Origin of the sequence: Paenibacillus sp. MDMC362 (genome assembly GCF_003269305.1) — a bacterium.
Lineage (GTDB): Bacteria > Bacillota > Bacilli > Paenibacillales > Paenibacillaceae > Paenibacillus_AQ.
Window position 1 is genome coordinate 19938 of record NZ_QLYT01000079.1, and the last position, 17550, is coordinate 37487.

The 17550-nt window shown below is 51.7% G+C and carries 12 protein-coding genes; 1 reads left to right on the forward strand and 11 read right to left on the reverse strand.

From position 1 onward, the window contains the following. Nucleotides 1–15: 15 nt before the first annotated feature. From DP091_RS29115 to DP091_RS29135, 5 genes are all read right to left on the reverse strand, one after another. Entirely contained in the window at nucleotides 16–963 is a 948-nt protein-coding gene (locus DP091_RS29115) for a carbohydrate ABC transporter permease (RefSeq protein WP_113061535.1), read from the reverse strand. Nucleotides 964–1108: 145 nt separating this feature from the next. Continuing rightward, complete coding sequence (locus DP091_RS29120) at nucleotides 1109–1723, reverse strand: alpha/beta hydrolase (RefSeq protein WP_113061536.1); 615 nt, start codon at nucleotides 1721–1723, stop codon at nucleotides 1109–1111. Nucleotides 1724–2213: 490 nt separating this feature from the next. Beyond that, nucleotides 2214–2921: a PIG-L deacetylase family protein gene (locus tag DP091_RS29125; protein ID WP_113061537.1), complete on the reverse strand. Its 708-nt coding sequence runs from the start codon at nucleotides 2919–2921 to the stop codon at nucleotides 2214–2216. Nucleotides 2922–2956: 35 nt separating this feature from the next. Then, on the reverse strand, nucleotides 2957–3913 hold the full coding sequence (locus DP091_RS29130; RefSeq protein ID WP_113061538.1) for a GNAT family N-acetyltransferase: 957 nt from the start codon (nucleotides 3911–3913) through the stop codon (nucleotides 2957–2959). Between the two features lie 53 nt (nucleotides 3914–3966). Then, the gene (locus tag DP091_RS29135) at nucleotides 3967–5112 is read right to left on the reverse strand and encodes a serine hydrolase domain-containing protein (protein ID WP_113061539.1); all 1146 of its coding nucleotides are present in this window, start codon (nucleotides 5110–5112) and stop codon (nucleotides 3967–3969) included. A 436-nt stretch (nucleotides 5113–5548) separates the two neighbouring features. Here DP091_RS29135 and DP091_RS29140 point away from each other — a divergent pair, with 436 nt between their 5' ends. Further along, on the forward strand, nucleotides 5549–7690 hold the full coding sequence (locus DP091_RS29140; protein WP_113061540.1) for an alpha-amylase family glycosyl hydrolase: 2142 nt from the start codon (nucleotides 5549–5551) through the stop codon (nucleotides 7688–7690). A 505-nt stretch (nucleotides 7691–8195) separates the two neighbouring features. Here DP091_RS29140 and DP091_RS29145 read toward each other — a convergent pair. The 6 genes from DP091_RS29145 to purH form a co-directional block, all read right to left on the reverse strand. Then, nucleotides 8196–10232, reverse strand: coding sequence for a methyl-accepting chemotaxis protein (locus DP091_RS29145; protein WP_113061541.1), 2037 nt, complete (start codon nucleotides 10230–10232; stop codon nucleotides 8196–8198). Nucleotides 10233–10362: 130 nt separating this feature from the next. Continuing rightward, nucleotides 10363–11205 (reverse strand): sugar ABC transporter permease, encoded by an 843-nt coding sequence (locus DP091_RS29150; RefSeq protein ID WP_071221547.1) that lies wholly within the window; start codon nucleotides 11203–11205, stop codon nucleotides 10363–10365. Continuing rightward, complete coding sequence (locus DP091_RS29155; protein WP_113061542.1) at nucleotides 11205–12518, reverse strand: sugar ABC transporter permease; 1314 nt, start codon at nucleotides 12516–12518, stop codon at nucleotides 11205–11207. Before DP091_RS29155 ends, DP091_RS29150 begins: the two co-directional genes overlap by 1 nt. 97 nt (nucleotides 12519–12615) lie before the next feature. Further along, complete coding sequence (locus DP091_RS29160; RefSeq protein WP_071221549.1) at nucleotides 12616–13926, reverse strand: sugar ABC transporter substrate-binding protein; 1311 nt, start codon at nucleotides 13924–13926, stop codon at nucleotides 12616–12618. Between the two features lie 539 nt (nucleotides 13927–14465). After that, nucleotides 14466–15734, reverse strand: coding sequence for a phosphoribosylamine--glycine ligase (gene purD, locus DP091_RS29165; RefSeq protein ID WP_113061543.1), 1269 nt, complete (start codon nucleotides 15732–15734; stop codon nucleotides 14466–14468). Nucleotides 15735–15949: 215 nt separating this feature from the next. After that, the gene (purH, locus tag DP091_RS29170; protein ID WP_113061544.1) at nucleotides 15950–17497 is read right to left on the reverse strand and encodes a bifunctional phosphoribosylaminoimidazolecarboxamide formyltransferase/IMP cyclohydrolase; all 1548 of its coding nucleotides are present in this window, start codon (nucleotides 17495–17497) and stop codon (nucleotides 15950–15952) included. Between the last annotated feature and the right edge of the window lie 53 nt (nucleotides 17498–17550).

Sequence of the window (17550 nt, forward strand, 5' to 3'; positions counted from 1 at the left end):
ATAACGCCCTCCTTCCTAGTAGTTGACCCACTTCTTCTGAGCAGCCCACTGACCCAGCGTAATCAGCATGACAAAACCGAACAGAACCGCGGCAATGGACGATGCGTAACCAACCTTCAGATTGACGAATGCCGTATCGTATAAATACCAGACCATCATGGTTGTCGATCCAATCGGTCCGCCTTGGGTCATAACAGCAATGATATCAAAGACCTTAAACGTGGAGATGACGCCCGTCACCAGCAGGAAAAATGACGTTGGCGACAGCAGGGGCAGCGTAATGCGTCTAAATTTGGTCCACCCGTTCGCTCCATCGATATCCGCCGCCTCGTACAGATCCTTCGGAATGGACTGCAGCCCGGCGATATAGATAATCAGATTGAAGCCGATGGAGATCCAAATCGATATCAGCATGATGGAAATCAGCGCGAAATTCGGATCCGCGATCCACTTGGGCGGCTCGGATATCCCGAGCGTCCTAAGGATTTCGTTGATCGGCCCGTAGGACGGCTGGAAGAGTACCTGCCATACGACGGCCACCGCCACGATGTTGGATATGTAGGGCATGAAGTAGGCCACTTTAAAATAGCCCTTCATATAGACAAACCGGTCGATCAAAATTGCCAGCGTCATCGAGATTATCATATAGACCGGAACCGTCAAGAGAAACAAGATGTTGTTGCGCACCGACTTGATAAACATGTCATCCTCCAGCAGCTGGCGGAAGTTCTGAAACCCGACCCACTGGATGCCGTCCCAGCCCTGCACGAAATTCCAATCGGCAAAACCCAGCACGAGCGTAGCCAATATCGGAAACAGCACCAAAATGATAACGCCGATCAGCATCGGGCTTACGAATGCGATCCCCCATAGGTTCTCTCCCCGCTGCAAGGATCCCCGGGATCTATGTCCCCGCGCAGGCTGGGTGCCATGCTTCTTCATCGTCTCCATTGTCTGTGCCATGTCGGACCCCCTCGATTCTTATTCGATGGGTTAAGTATAAAAAAAATACCGCCAACGTTTTGACGGTATTTTGATCATATTCGCTTTCATTTTTACTTATTAGGTAAGGAATGCATGGTGCTTGTATATCATGGCATCCATGGTATTAGAGGAACTTCTCCTTAAACCAGGCAGCGGCCATCCCAACCTCTGCACGGCTCAGCTGATGCCCCCCGTTCTCCCAATGCAGCTTTACGTCCGCCCCTGCGGCACTTAGCAGTTCATTCAGATCCTCGCTCTCCTGCGGGGTGCACATCGGATCGTGTCGACCGGCCGCGATGAAGACGGGAACGCCAGTCAAATCCGGTAAGGCCTTATCCCGCAGCGGAACCATCGGATGGTGGAGGATCGCCCCTTGCAGCGCATCTCCCTCGTGGAACAGCAGGCTTGCGGCAATATTGGCGCCGTTCGAATAACCAACCGCTACGATACGGCTGCGGTCAAAACTGTATTCGGCGGCTGCCCAATTCAGGAATTCATTCAGGTCCTGCGTGCGTTTCACGAGATCTTCTACGTCGAATACGCCTTCAGCGAGACGACGGAAAAATCTTGGCATGCCGTTCTCCAGTACATTTCCGCGGACGCCGAGCACATTCGATGCGGGCGAGATCATCTCGGCCAGCGGCAGCAAATCCTCCTCATTCCCTCCGGTACCGTGCAGCAATAGTAAGGTTGGTGCCTCGGGAGAAGTTCCTTGGCGGTAGATATGCGTATGTTCCATGCGTATTGTCTCCTTTCGATTCGTTATATGGTTAGATTCCGTTTTATATGAATGTTAGAATTCCCCCTAAATACCCCAATAGGACCATAGGCTACCCTAAAAATCACATTATAAACTAGGCTGCAATCCCTCTAGAAACTGCGCTGGAATCCCTTATTAATATCTTTAATTTAAGATTCTTTAAATACATAATACCACGGAATTTTAAAAATGCAACAGCATCCCTTCCGCATCCCGGTCAGAGTTGCACTCGGACATGCTTTGTCGCCAGTTTCCTCAGCCTTTGACAAATGAAAAGAGAGGAAGCCTCCATATGGAAGACTTCCTCTCCTGTTTGTATTCTCTATATGATTCCGTACGTGTTCCCCCGTAACATCACTCATTATATCAAAAGATAGGTATAATGTCAGTGGATGTTTTGGCATTTCTCACAATTTTTTCGTGATTTCATTAGGTATTATTCCAGTTGTCTGGATGTAAAAGCATATAATTAGAAAAACTGTAATCGTTTAGTCAACGCACCTCTCGGCACGGCAAAGGCTTGTGCCCGCTTGAAGTTCACCGGAGCCCCCCTCACAATCGTGAGCGCTTTGTAATATTCGATAAACGGGAAGCCGTACGTTTCCCCACGCGCATAAGCATACACGTTCATGGCTCTCACCCAAGTTTCATAGGGTTCGTCCGGAATATCGATAAACACCTCAGGGTGAAAATCGTACGGGTCCTCCCAATTGTCCGCATAGTATAAATGCTGGGCATAATGGGCCGGAAGCTCTCGTTCAATCGTCTTCAGCCCTGCATAGAAGCGGGCGTCCTCCACAATGTAATGGGTATTGGAGTGGTCCTTGTGGATGCTCTCCTTCCAATGCGTGATGATGATATCGGGCTTCACTTCCCGTATGACGTCCGCTACCTGATATTTCACTTCCTCATCGAGCGGCAGCTCGGCATCCTTGTAAGCAAGGAAACGGACATCCGCGCCAACGATATCGGCAAATTGGTGAGCTTCGTCAATTTTCTGCTTCGCGTACTCCTCCGGCGTCAGACGAGGGTGTCCCTTCTCCCCTGGCGTTAAGTGAAGAAACGTTGCTTTGTGTCCAGCCTGTGTGTATTTGGCGATCACGGCGCCCGCCGTAAGATCCATATCGCCCGCATGTCCGCCAATCGCCAAAATATGATGCTGCTTTGCTTCCGTCAAATCGGATCTCCCCTTTGTATGGAAAATAGTAGAATCTATTGAAGCGTTTTGCTCATAATATCGAACCGGCGTGTCACATGAAATCCGGCCTTGCGGTACAAATGCCCGGCCGGGCTCTGTTCGCCCGTCCAGAGGAACCAGGCTCCATGCAGCCCCTGCGCACGCATGAGGGCGAGGCAATCATATAACAGAATTTTCCCCAATCCCTTCCCTTGCATCGATGGGTCCACGCCAAACGGACCAAAGCGTTCTGCCACGGCCTCATATCCGTTATGCAGGCAGAATCCCACCAGCTTTCCTTGATCGCGCGCGATCAGAATCTGATCCGTTCTTAATCGCTGCAGCAATCCCTCGCGAATCGCCCGGCCCCAATCCGGGTTAAACACGTCCGTCGCAAAATCGATCAGCTCCACTAAATCGCTGTCCTGAGCCAGCATGAAGGTGAAGCCTTCTTGCTCCCGCTGCCGCTTTAATTCCGCAACTTCCGGCGGCATACGAAAATCGACCAGGGAGCGATCCATCGCAACCGCCGTGTAATTGCGGGTAAAGCCGCTTGCCGCAAGCCTTGCCAAGCCCTCCGGATAGCGCTCGCCATCGATTCCCGGGACGATATAATTCGGGGCATACGAGGAGAAAAAGACTTTGCAGCGTCCATGACCGCGAAGATAGTCTTCGCCGTCCTGCAGCAGCCGCGATGCCACACCCTGTCTCCGAACCGATGGATCGGTATAGAAGAAGGTGATCCACCCGCGATCCGGCTCCAGTTCGGTTCTGATCATCGGCAGTCTCCGGCGTACCGCATACAGGACGCCTACTATGCGACCCTCCTGCTCCGCAATCCGCAGTCCTTGCGGATCAAAGTTCGCATCGAGCAGCACCAAGTTCCGAAAGCGAAGCCGAGTTATTGGATCTCCCGGTAAGCAGGCGTTCCACAGAGCAGTGATAGCGTCCTCGTCTCCAGGCCGGTAGGCCCTGTAGGCTAAACTCGTCATTGCGTATTCCCTCCTTATTGTCGTAATTCTTCATATTTGCTTGGATTCGCTTCTCACCCTGCCACGGCTCCCGTCAATGCGTTGTGGACCTGGACCCGCAGCTGGGCCACGCTGCTGCTCCGTCCCCCGTATACGCGGTTTGTCAGCAGAACGACCGCGAGATCCAGCTCGGGATCGATCCACATGCTGGTTCCGGTAAATCCGGTATGCCCGTAACAGCCCGGACCCATCCAATCACCCGAAGCGTCCATCTTATCCCCTTTCAGCACCCACCCCAGGCCACGGTTGGAGCCATGAATATGCCCCGTATGGGTACGAGTAGCCGTAACCGCCGCAGCCCTAGATAAGATGTGGGATTCACCGCCTCCTGCCTTTGGATCCACCGTTGCCGGTATCGCCCCTAGTGCCAGCCACATTCGGGCGTATTGCAGCAGATCGCCTGCGGTCGCAAACAAACCGGCATGACCGCATACACCACCCAAGGCCCGTGCCTTCTCGTCATGCACAATTCCGCATAGATGATCCTGGATGGTATCCTCATACTCCGTTGCTGCATAGCAGCCGGCCTGTTCCGGCGCAGGAGTCAGCGTCGCATGACGCATGCCGAGCGGATCCAACACCCGTTCCTTTACTGCCTGCTCTAAAGACATTCCCAGTACCTTCTCAATCATGCAGCCAAGCGCCAAATATCCCAGATCACTATAAATTACCTCGGTATCCGGCTTGGTCACGAGTGGTGCGGAAAGAACGGCATCCCACATCTGCTCCCTATCCCAGCCCTGCGAATGCAGGTTCATATCCGCCTGAAGCCCGGAGGTATGCGCGAGCAGCTGTCCTACCGTAAGCTCTTCTTTGCCAGCCGTTCCGAATGGAGGCAGAATGTTACTCACTTTTGTGCTTAAGGTCAAGACTCCCTCATCGATCAATTGCAGAATCAACGGGAGGGTAACCACCACCTTCGTTAAGGACGCACAATCGTATAACGTATCCTTGCTGACCGACACAGGCTGACCCTGCTTTGGTCTGGGGTTGGCATAACCGGCACTATAAAACCACTGCTTGCCTTCATGCATGACACCCAACACGGCACCCGGCGTCGTACCCGCGGCTATTTCGCGTTCAATGGCGGAGCACGCCGCCTTCACTCCCTTGATTCCCAAGCCCAGCTGCTCTGCACCGGCTTCGGCGCTGCTCGCCATCCCCTCTTCCCTCCTTTGCTGCAAGTCCTTAAGTTTGGAATACTAAATAACAGACACTTCATTTAAATCCACAGCATCTTCGAAAATGTAAACGTTTCCTAAACCTATTATATGGCCTGTAAAATTTTGTTTCAATAATAATTAATAATTATAAAATTTAATTTCATCGCACCCTACACAAGTTTTCCTTTTATTTGGATATAACATATTGACACTTGAATGCGCTTCCATTTACAATAATGTTGAAATCAAACACTCGCATAATTTAAGGGCCATGCATTCCGTCACCGCACACCCGGTATGGAACAACCCCGGTTTCTCTACAGGAGATTCCGGGGTTTTTTGTTGCCCGATTTAGTATGGGAGGTGATGCTCAAGCAGCCGATAAGCTAGTAAAACCAGCCTTCTCTATATCAGCTACATAGGAGGAATTACGATGAAAAAGTTTTACAAACTGACAACTGCTCTTGCCCTTAGCTTTTCCCTGGCCTTGAGCCTTCTCGGTCCTGCTCATGCGGCCCCGGATACTTCGGTGTCCAATAAACAAAATTTCAGCACGGACGTCATTTATCAAATCTTTACAGACCGTTTCTCCGACGGCAATGCGGCCAACAACCCGACCGGACCTGCCTTTGACGGTACCTGTACCAATCTAAGGTTGTACTGCGGCGGTGACTGGCAAGGGATTATTAACAAAATCAACGACGGCTACCTGACCGGCATGGGCGTAACCGCCATCTGGATCTCCCAGCCAGTCGAGAACATCTACAGCGTCATCAACTATTCCGGCGTGAACAACACCGCTTATCACGGCTATTGGGCCAGAGATTTCAAGAAAACGAACCCGGCTTACGGCACGATCGCCGATTTCCAGAATCTCATCGCAGCCGCCCATGCCAAGAACATCAAAGTCATCATCGACTTCGCACCGAACCACACCTCTCCCGCTTCCTCGGACCAGCCTTCATTCGCGGAGAACGGCAAGCTGTACAACAACGGCACCCTGCTCGGCGGATACACGGGAGATACACAGAATTTGTTCCATCATAACGGGGGCACCGATTTCTCAACAACAGAGAACGGGATTTACAAAAACCTGTACGACCTTGCCGACCTGAATCACAATAACAGCACCGTGGATACCTACCTGAAGGACGCCATCAAAATGTGGCTCGATCTGGGCATTGACGGCATTCGAATGGACGCGGTGAAGCATATGCCGTTTGGCTGGCAGAAGAGTTTCATGGCTACCGTCAACAACTACAAGCCGGTCTTCACCTTCGGCGAATGGTTCCTCGGCGTGAACGAAGTGAGTGCCGAGAACCATAGGTTCGCCAACGAATCCGGCATGAGTTTGCTGGACTTCCGTTTCGCGCAAAAGGTACGCCAGGTATTCAGGGACAACACCGACAATATGTACGGTCTGAAGTCTATGCTGGAGGGCTCTGCAGCCGATTACGCGCAGGTGGAGGATCAGGTTACGTTCATCGATAACCATGACATGGAACGCTTCCACAACAACAGCGCTAACCGCCGTAAACTGGAGCAAGCGCTGGCCTTCACGCTCACTTCCCGCGGCGTGCCGGCCATCTATTACGGAACCGAGCAATACATGTCCGGCGGCAACGACCCTGACAACCGGGCACGAATTCCTTCTTTCTCTACGACGACTACCGCCTACCAAGTAATTAAAAAGCTGGCGCCACTGCGCAAATCCAATCCAGCCATCGCCTATGGAACGACGCAGGAGCGTTGGATCAACAATGATGTGCTGATCTATGAACGCAAATTCGGCAGCAACGTGGCGCTAATCGCAGTAAACCGCAACGTGAATACGCCGGCTTCCATTACGGGATTGGCGACTTCATTGCCTGCCGGCAGCTATGCCGACGTGCTGGGCGGACTTCTGAACGGCAACAGCTTGACTGTTGGCACAGGCGGAGCAGCTTCCAACTTTACGCTCGCTGCGGGCGGTACGGCCGTATGGCAATATACCACGGCCGTGACTTCGCCAACGATCGGGCACGTAGGGCCGATGATGGCCAAACCAGGCGCAACCATCACCATTGACGGTCGCGGCTTCGGCGCAACCAAAGGCACGGTATACTTCGGCTCAACGGCCGTAACAGGCGCTAACATTACGGCATGGGAGGACACGCAGATCAAAGTGAAGATCCCTGCGGTGGCCGGTGGCGTATATAACATCAAAGTCGCCAATAGCGCTGGCACTTCAAGCAATGTACACGACAACTTCGAAGTGCTGACCGGGGATCAAGTCAGCGTCCGGTTTGTGGTGAACAATGCCACCACCGCGCTCGGACAAAACGTGTACCTGGCTGGCAGCGTAAGCGAGCTCGGCAATTGGGATCCTGCGAAAGCCATCGGACCGTTGTACAATCAGGTCATCTACCAATACCCTACCTGGTACTATGACGTCAGCGTACCGTCCGGTAAAACCATCGAATTCAAATTCCTGAAAAAACAAGGCTCGACGGTAACGTGGGAGGGCGGCTCGAACCATTCCTTCACCGCTCCAACAAGCGGCACGGCCACCATTAACGTGAACTGGCAGCCGTAGGCCTAAAAACGCACCCTTCCTCTGCTGCTCCGGCTAACGGCACAACCACCATGAATGCGGAACAATGGCCGTCGACCATAATCCTTTGCCGAAGAGCGGCGCCTAAACAAAACCAGCTCCGGGACAGTTCCCGGAGCTGGTTTTTATTCATGCAGTTCATGATTCCAGCAGACAGTAACTCCCTCGCTAAATCCCAGCACTCCCGAGTAACACGCCTCCAACAAAAAGCCGATGAAGTTGGTTTCCCTTCATCGGCTTTTTTCTTCCCCCTACTAGCGTAAATGGTTTGGTGTTTAGCACGCAGTAGCGAAAGAGGACGAATCGATTCCGGAAAAACGATAGTGGTCGCCTTTGCCCCCGATTTTCTACCGCAGAATTATAATTCCAAGAAAATTGGGGGCAACAGCGATTGGAGGAATGATACGTACTCGCAGCGTCTCACTTCAACGGAGCATGCGGAGTGCTGCATAAGCCACATCATTTTCACGCAGCAATCGAAAACCATTTACGTCCTAAACATCACCAAAGATTTGCGCAAGCCCTCCGATAGCTCCTCCAAGCGTGAAGACAGGGCAACCAGCTTCTCGCTCACCTTGAACTGCTCGGATGACATCGAAGCGACCTCCTCCGTGGCGGCGCTGGTCTCTTGAACGATCGAGCTCGCCTCCGAGATCGAGTCGGTCAGGGTAAGCTGGGAGGCGATCAGTACCTCTACCGACCGGGTCGATTCGCGGATCTCGGCTAAAAGGGCATCCATCTCGTGGCGTACATGATCGAATACGCCCTGGGCTTCCTGTACCGAATGCAGCTGCTCGTCAAAGAGCGGTGATGCCGACGTCAATGCATCAACGGAGCCTTGTACCTCAGAGCGGATATCCCTGATCATCCCGCCTACGGTCTGGATCGATTCCTTGGAACGATCCGCCAAGCTGCGCACTTCATTGGCTACGACCATGAAGCCGCTGCCTGCTGCCCCCGCACGTGCCGCTTCAATCGTCGCGTTAATGGACAGCACGTTGGTTTGATGCGTGATCTCCGACATCAGCTCCAATATTTTGTGAATCGACGCGGTGTTCTCCTTCAGCTTCTCCGCATTCTGGACAATGGCCCGGTTCACTTGATTAATCCGCGTGGATTTCTCCACCAGATTGTCCATATGCCGTGCGCCCTTTCCCGTCACCTGAAGCACGCGATCAGCCGCGGCCTCCATCACTTGATTCGAATCCGATACCTTACTCATCTGAACGCCGATGTTCTCAGCCAGCTGGTTCTCCCGTTCGGCCTCCATCGCCAGGCTTGCGCTTCCCTGTGCAATCTGCTCCATGGCCGATGCAATTTCACCAGCCGTCAACGAGGTTCCCTTCGAAACTCCCGCCAATTCCTCCGCCGTGGCCAGCACTTGCTTCGCGGAAGCATTCGTCTGATCGACCAAAGCCGAAATTTGCCCCATCATCCGGTTGAAGCTGTGGCCGAGTCGGCCAATTTCATCCGCGCGCCGGAACTCGGTCCGAACCTTCAGATTTCCCTGCTCTCCCTCTTCCATCAGACGGCACATCTGATTCAGGGGGCGGCCGATGGAACGCATCATATAATAGCCTATCAGGATCGCAACCAGAACCGCGGCCACAATAACCCCGAGCGTTACAACCAATAGCTTGTCCGTGGCTTGCACAAAATCGCTAATGGGAGCAAAGCCGACCATATGCCAAGGAGCCGTTTTCAGCGGGGTATACACCACCATCTGCTCGTCGGCGGTGTAATAAATCCCTCCTTCTTCGGCATCTTGAGGAACCGTGATGGCGGACGGCTGCATCAGCTGAGCCGAGTCCATGTCGTGTACGATCCGGTTATCCTCGGCAATGATTCGCATCCGGCCGTTGTTCCCTATTTTTAAATTGGCCAGCACCCCTCCGACCGCCTCGTCTTTGATATCAATCAGCAGGATGTACTGTGCATCCGGATTCTTCAGATTTTTCAGCAATCTCCCCATTGACATGGTGGCGGTTTTCTCGTTCTCCATAAAGCCTTGAACCTCGGTCGGAAACCATACCGGTTCGCCATCGGCCTGTATAATTCGGTCCATCTTCGCCTTCACGCCATCTGCGGAAGACAATCCGGTTAAACCCGTTGAATTATAGGAGCTTTGAGCTTGAAGATTGGGCGCAACCAGGCGCATGCCCTGCAGACGTTTATCCGAAGAAGCCATCCCGTTCAATTTCTCCCGAATTCGGTTCTCGGCCTGCGTTTTGTCCCGAATGCCGATACCCGCCGTACTTACCGTAACGAGGTCCTCGCGAAGAACCGTATCCAGCGCCCATTGACGGGAAGCGGCTTCATATTGGGCCAGCAGGAAATCCAGCTTATCCGCAGCTTGCATCATCTGCCCCGAAGTCGCTTCCGACACCTGATCCATCACCGTGTCTTTGGAGATGATATACGATAATAATCCGAGCGCCGAGGATAACAGCACGATCGTGGTAAAAAAGATAACAAACAGCTTCATCCCAACCGCTTTGAATTGAAAACGCCTCATTATGTTCATATGTATATGACCCCCTGCATCGCATGCTTGAATGCAAAAAGACACAGCTAGCGGTTACCGGCTGTGTCTCTTCGCTGTTCTCTCTATCTATCTGTCTTATGATGAATTCATACGATTAGCTATCCGTACCTTACCCTTTGCTTGCACCAGCCGTCATGCCATCGACCAGCAAACGCTGCAGGAAGACAAACAGCAAGGTGATCGGCAGTGCGATCAGCACGGATGCCGCCGCGAACAACGTAAAGTTACTGTCCTGGGTGGAGTTGACGAGATCCCACAGACCGACGGCGAGCGTCCAGTTTTCTTTTGTCCGGAGCACGAGTCTCGCAAAGATAAAGTCTACCCATGGCCCAACGAACAGCGTCAAGCCCATATACGTGATCATTGGCTTCGACAACGGCAGAATGATTTTGCGGAATATCTGGAAGTTGGTAGCTCCGTCGATCTTCGCCGCTTCATCCAGACTTCGCGGTATCGTATCCAGGAAGCCTTTCATGATCAGGGTTCCGCCTAGCGGCGCCCCTGCCGCATACACGATAATCATCGCCGCATGCGTGTTCAGCAGATCCAGGGAGTTCAGCAGGATATACAGCGCGATCATACTCATGAAGCCCGGGAACATTCCCAGCACGAGAATGACCGATAATGCATTCTGCCGGCCTTTAAACCGGAATCGGGAGACCGCATAACTTGTAAGCAGGACAAGAATGGTCCCGATAATCATGGAGAATATCGCAATTTTCAACGTGTTCATGTACCATGTGCCGAACAGAAAGCTCTGGGACGTAAACAATTCTTTATAATGACTGAGCGTAAAAGATTCTGGAATCAAGGACTTGCTGTACAACGACTTTCCGGGACGGAAAGAGGCCAGAACAATCCAGAGCGCCGGGTAAATACAACCGATCGCAATGATGACAAGCGTGATGTAACTTGCCGTCAGGCGAATCGCATTTCTCATTTTAATTCCCATTATTGGATCATATCCTCCTCTTTAAAGGATCTGGTTCTGCGATAATTGTAAATCGAGAAGGTCGCAATAATCATGAAGATGATAATACCGATGGCCGATGCCATGCTGTACCGCTGCTGATCCAGCGTCAGTTTATAGAGCCAGGTTACCAGCAGGTCCGTCGCACCCGCGTATTGATAATCACCCACAACCGGGTTACCGTTAGTCAGGAGGAAAATCAAGTTGAAGTTGTTAATGTTACCGGCAAATTGCGTAATCAGCACCGGAGCCGTCGAGAACAAAATCATCGGCAGGGTGATGATCTTGAATTTCTGAAATCCAGTCGCCCCGTCCACATCGGCCGCTTCATAAAGATCCTTCGGAATCGTAGTCAGGACACTCATGACGAGAAGCATGGATACCGGGATACCTACCCACATATTAACGATAATAACGGTCACTTTGGCCCAGACCGGATCGGTCAGCCATGGCAGGCCTTCCAAACCGAAATATCTTAAATACTGGTTGATCGGTCCGAATTGCCCGTTAAACATATTACGCATGACGAGCAAGGAAATCAGCTGCGGAATCGCATATGGAATGATCAAAATGACACGCCATACGCCTTTGAAACGAATTCCTTTTTGTTGAATAAGGAGCGCAACGAGCACACCGCCAAAATACGTCGTTACCGTTGCCAGAACCGCCCAGATGATCGTCCAGGTCAGGACGCCGAAGAACGTATGGCTCCATGATTTCAATGCAACGAGATTGGTGAAGGTTTTGAATCCGACCCAGTCAACCAAATTTGCCGGCGGCAGATTGTTTGGAGCGGAATAGTTCGTAAACGCCAGCATGACCATGAAAATAATCGGCATGACCGTAAAAAACAAAATACCGATGGCCGGCAGCGTCAGGAATGATTGCGCGAATTTCCATTCAAAAATATAGTAAAGGGTCTGTCTGAAGTTGTTGGGTTTTCCACCCTGTTCCCTTAGTTTTCCAGCGTTATATGCGTTTTTGATATTGGCATAATACCCAATAAGAAAAAGCGCAAACATAATCATGGTGATAAGTCCTTCAATCAGGAGATTGATGGAATGGTCACCTGCTACCATTTGGGTTAATCCGTTGACTTTCTCTAAATGGCTTCCCTGTTCCCCCAAAGTTGTCATTCCCCAGATGGCATCACCCAGGTTGTTGATGAAATAATACAGACTGAATATACCTACGATAAGTAAAAGAACGCCTTTGATCCATTGCCGATTGTAAAGCTGACCCAGACCCATACAGATGGCTGATAATACGGCTGCTGTCGTACGATGTTGACGCATGCTCCCTCCATTCTCCTCTCCATATAATCGAGGAATCACCCGCCGGTTGTTCGGCGGGTGAACTTCTTCATCTATCTCGCATTATATAAGAACGTAATTACTCGCCAGCTCCACCACTGTTGAGATCTTTCACTTGATTTACGGCTTTATCAAGCGTTTCTTTCACGTCTTTGTTATTATCCCAGATCTCAGCCAGTGCAGCCCCTACAGGAGACCATACGTTAGCCATTTCAGGAACGGATGGCATCGGTTGGGAAGACTTGAACTGCTCCGTGAATGCCGATACATACTCGTCATTCTTGATTTGATCGTCTTCTTGAGCTTCGTTGTTAGTTGGAACCGATCCTACCAGGGCGCTCAGTTTCAATTGAGCTTCCTTGCTTGTTGCAAAGTCAGCGAACAAACGAGCGGCTTGCGGATATTTCGTGAACGAGCTTACGTACCAAGCTTTGATACCGGAGAACGATACAGCAGGCTGGCCGCCGATGGTTGGGATTGGAGCAACGCCAAGCTTGTCGCCAAGCGCTTCTTTGTATCCGCCGAGCTCCCATGGTCCGTTAATGTCCATCGCCAGGTCGCCGCCCGTGAACAATCCGCGTTTGATATCAGGCGTAATGTCGCCGGATTTAACCGGAAGAATTTCTTTCAGGCTTGCATACACTTCCATACTTTTGACTGCGCCTTCGTTGTTGAGGCCGATATCGTTGACATCTGCGCCGCCGTTACCGAAGATGTAGCCGCCATTGGAAGCAAGGAATGGATATGCGAAGTACAGGTTGCCTGTTTCGAACATGATTCCGTATTTGTTCTTGGATTTGTCTGTGAAGGTTTTGCTGAACTCAATAACTTCTTCCATCGTTGTTGGAACTTCTTTTACCAGGTCTTTGTTGTAGTACATCAGGTATGTTTCAGCAGCGCGCGGGTATCCGTACAGAACGCCGTCATAGCTTACGCCTTGGATAGCGGCTTCCGAGTTGCTGCTCTTCGTTTTTTCTTCGAAATAATCATTTGGCAGAACCAGGTTTGTAGCTACGGCCTTACCCAGATTATCGTGAGGGAACAATACAACGTCAGCGCCCAATCCGGATGGTCCGTCTTGTTGAAGCTTGGTAACTTGGTCGGTTGGTGACAATTCTTCGATGGTTACTTCAACGCCGTATTTCTCGGTAAATTCTTTGGCAACCGCATCGGTGTAGGCTCTTTCGTCTCTACTTTCCCATACGATCAATTTAGCGCCTTCCTCTGGCTTAAGTTCCGGTGCTTCTGTATTTTCGGCCGGCGTCTCCTGGGCCGGTGGATTCTCAGCAGGTGCCTCAGCAGCAGGAGCAGGTGAATTTCCTCCGCACGCTGTAATGGAGAACGCCAACGTGAAGGTTGCAGCCAGCGTAAGTAGTTTCTTCATCTTCATTCCATGATTACCCCTCTCAATAAATGATCAGAAAATGTTGGAAATCTGCGCAAACGATTTCAGAAATTTTCAGCGTCTCTTTTTCTATGTAACATCTGGCGAGATACTCAGGAAAAATCCCGTTGAGAAAGCGCTTCATTCACTGAAAACATCATACAACATTTATTATAGAATGTAAAAACGTTTGCACAGATCATTTTTACCCGTTTTAAGCATATAATCTCCCATTACCTTCACTATTCACTGTATTTCGTAAGTTATCATAAAAATAGTTGTGCATATGCTGTGCAATTCAGTCATTTCGCGCGTTATTTGAGACAAGAGTCCAGCAGAAATGGTTGCATGTTGAACAAACGTTTGCACAGTAATGCATATTAGAAAAACATTAGCTCAACCTGCCAGGAGATGACTTTAAACTTTTAGCTTGGCCTCCTCATGTGTTCCCGATAACAGGAAAAAAGGACTACCGCTCATGATCTTTGAATACAGATCAGCGGCAGTCCTTCTATCGTAAATGGCTGATACCTACTGAAGCTCCGTTATTGCAGCGCCTTCAGCGCAATATCCGTCCGATTAAACTTGCCTTCAAACGTAATCGCTTCTGCCCGTTCATAGGCTTTCGCACGTGCTGACGCGATATCAGCCCCTAAACCAACAACGCCCAGGACGCGTCCCCCATTCGTTCTCCACGTTCCATCCGCATCGCGAGAGGTGCCCGCATGAAATACAATCGTCCCGTCCTGTTCGTCTTCCAGGCCATTGATCGCAATTCCTTTCGGATACGAGGCAGGATAGCCGCCGGAAGCCAGAATGACGCATACGGCTGCCTCGTCGCTCCACTCCAGCTCAAGATCGGCCAGGCTTCCATTTACGGCAGCAAGGAAGACGTCCAGCAGATCGGTCTTCAAACGCGGCAATACGACCTGCGTTTCAGGGTCGCCGAAGCGGGCGTTGAATTCGATGGTCTTCGGTTTGCCATCCGGCGTAATCATCAATCCGGCGAACAGAACGCCCCGGAACGGACGCCCTTCGGCAACCATCGCTTTTGCCGTAGGCTTGATGATTGTCTCAATGGCTTCCTCAATAATGGATGGCTGAATATGAGGCAATGGCGAATAAGTCCCCATTCCTCCGGTGTTCGGCCCCTGATCTCCATCATAAGCCGGTTTATGATCCTGTGCCGCCGACATCGGCTTCACGGTTTCGCCATCCACAAAGGCGAGGATCGACATTTCCTGGCCTTCCAGAAACTCCTCGATGACCACCCGGCTTCCCGCATCGCCAAACACCTTCGATTGCATAATGTCGCTGAGCGCCTGCTCGGCTTCTTCGATCGTCCGCGCAACGGTAACCCCCTTGCCGGCTGCGAGCCCGTCCGCTTTCACGACGATCGGTGCGCCTTGCTGGTGCAAGTAAGCTAGCGCCTGCTCGTAATCGTCGAACTTCGCGTAAGCTGCCGTTGGAATGTCGTATTTATGGAGCAGATCCTTCATAAAGGTTTTGCTGCCCTCAATTTCGGCTGCATTTTTCCGCGGACCGAATACAGGGATGCCTGTAGCGTCGAATGCATCTACGATGCCGTCAGCCAGCGGATCATCCGGACCGACAACAATGAGTCCCACCTGCTTCTCCACGGCGAATGCCGCCAGCTTCTCAAACTCCGATACCGCGATCGGCACGCACTCGGCCAGCTGTCCAATACCGGCGTTGCCGGGTGCGCAGTAAATCTTATCCGCTTTCGGGCTCTTTGCCAGTGCCCATACGATGGCATGCTCTCTTCCGCCGCCTCCGATAACCAAAATATCCATGGTTTACCCCTCCCGATTCATTTCAACATTACCGTCGACATTTCATAACATGAATGATTTACAGGGCGAAGCGTGAGGTCATCTTCACCTTCTGGTCCCCTTAAACTTAGAGGCGGCGCGCTCGAAAGAGCGGCGTCGCCTCTATATGTTGCTGAAAGGTGAACTCCAGCTGCAGCCTCAAGGTTGCAGCGAAGCTCCTTTTTTATACTCATGAATTAGTGCTTGAAATGCCGCACGCCGGTAAAGACCATAGCGATCCCGTATTCATTGGCTGCCTTGATGGACTCCTCATCCTTAATGGAGCCGCCAGGCTGAATGATGGCAGTAATGCCGGCTTTCGCTGCAAGCTCCACGGTATCGCCCATCGGGAAGAACGCATCGGAAGCGAGAACGGCTCCCTTGGCTTTCTCTCCTGCCTGTTCCACCGCAATGCGCGCCGAGCCGACACGGTTCATCTGGCCTGCGCCAACGCCAACGGTCATGTTGTCTGCAGCCAATACGATCGCATTAGATTTCACGTGCTTGACCACTTTCCAGCCGAAGAGCAGCTGCTTCAGCTCTTCCTCCGTTGGTTCACGATCCGTTGCAACTTTCAGGTCAGCGGCGTCCAGGGAATGCACATCGCTTTCTTGTACGATCATGCCGCCTTCGATGGTTGTTACGGCAAGCGTGCTCTGGCGCTCCTTGGCCGAACCGAACTCGCCCATCTTCAGCAGACGGATGTTCTTCTTCTTCGTCAGGATCTCCAGCGCTTCCGGCGTGAAATCAGGCGCCAGGATAATTTCAAGGAAAATATCCTTCAGCAGATCGGCCGTCGGAGCGTCAATTGTCCGGTTCGCTGCCACAATCCCGCCGAATATGGAGGTTGGGTCTGCGTTATAGGCTTTTTGATAGGCTTCCAATACGTTCGTCCCGATTCCAACGCCGCATGGGTTCATATGCTTCACGGCAACCACCGTTGGCTCGTCAAACTCCTTCACGATCTGCAATGCCGCATTCGCGTCATTGATGTTGTTGTAGGACAGCTCCTTGCCGTGCAGCTGCTCGGCTGTCGTCAGGGTACCCGCCGGTGCCAGCGGTTTACGGTAAAATGCCGCTTTTTGATGCGGATTTTCTCCGTAGCGAAGGTCCTGAATCTTCTCGTAAGTCACGCTAAAGCGCTCAGGAAGCGGATCGCCCGTTACATTCGACAAATAGTCGGAAATCAACGTATCGTAGGCCGCCGTATGACGGAATACCTTGGCTGCAAGACGTTTACGGGTTTCCAGCGTCGTGTCGCCACCTTCGCGGATTTCCTCGATCACGCTGCCATAATCCGCCGCATCGACAACCACGCTCACAAAAGCATGGTTTTTCGCAGCCGAACGCAGCATCGTCGGCCCGCCAATGTCGATATTTTCGATTGCATCCTCATACTGGACACCCGGCTTCGCGATCGTTTCCTGGAATGGGTACAGGTTCACCACGACCAGATCGATGTAATCGAGGCCCAGCTCCTGCATCTGACGCTGATGCTCCTCGCTGTCGCGAATGGCAAGCAGGCCGCTGTGTACGGCTGGATGAAGGGTTTTGACGCGCCCGTCCAGAATCTCAGGGAATCCGGTCACATCGGAGATGCCGATGACAGGAACACCTTCCTTGGCGAGGAGGTTCTTCGTTCCCCCTGTCGAAATGATCTCTACACCCAATGAAGACAACTCGCGGCAAAACTCTACGATGCCGGTTTTATCCGAAACGCTGACCAAAGCTCTTTTGATACCCACGTTCATACCCCCTATTTTGAATGAAAATCAACTAAATAAGCCTGTCTTGATTC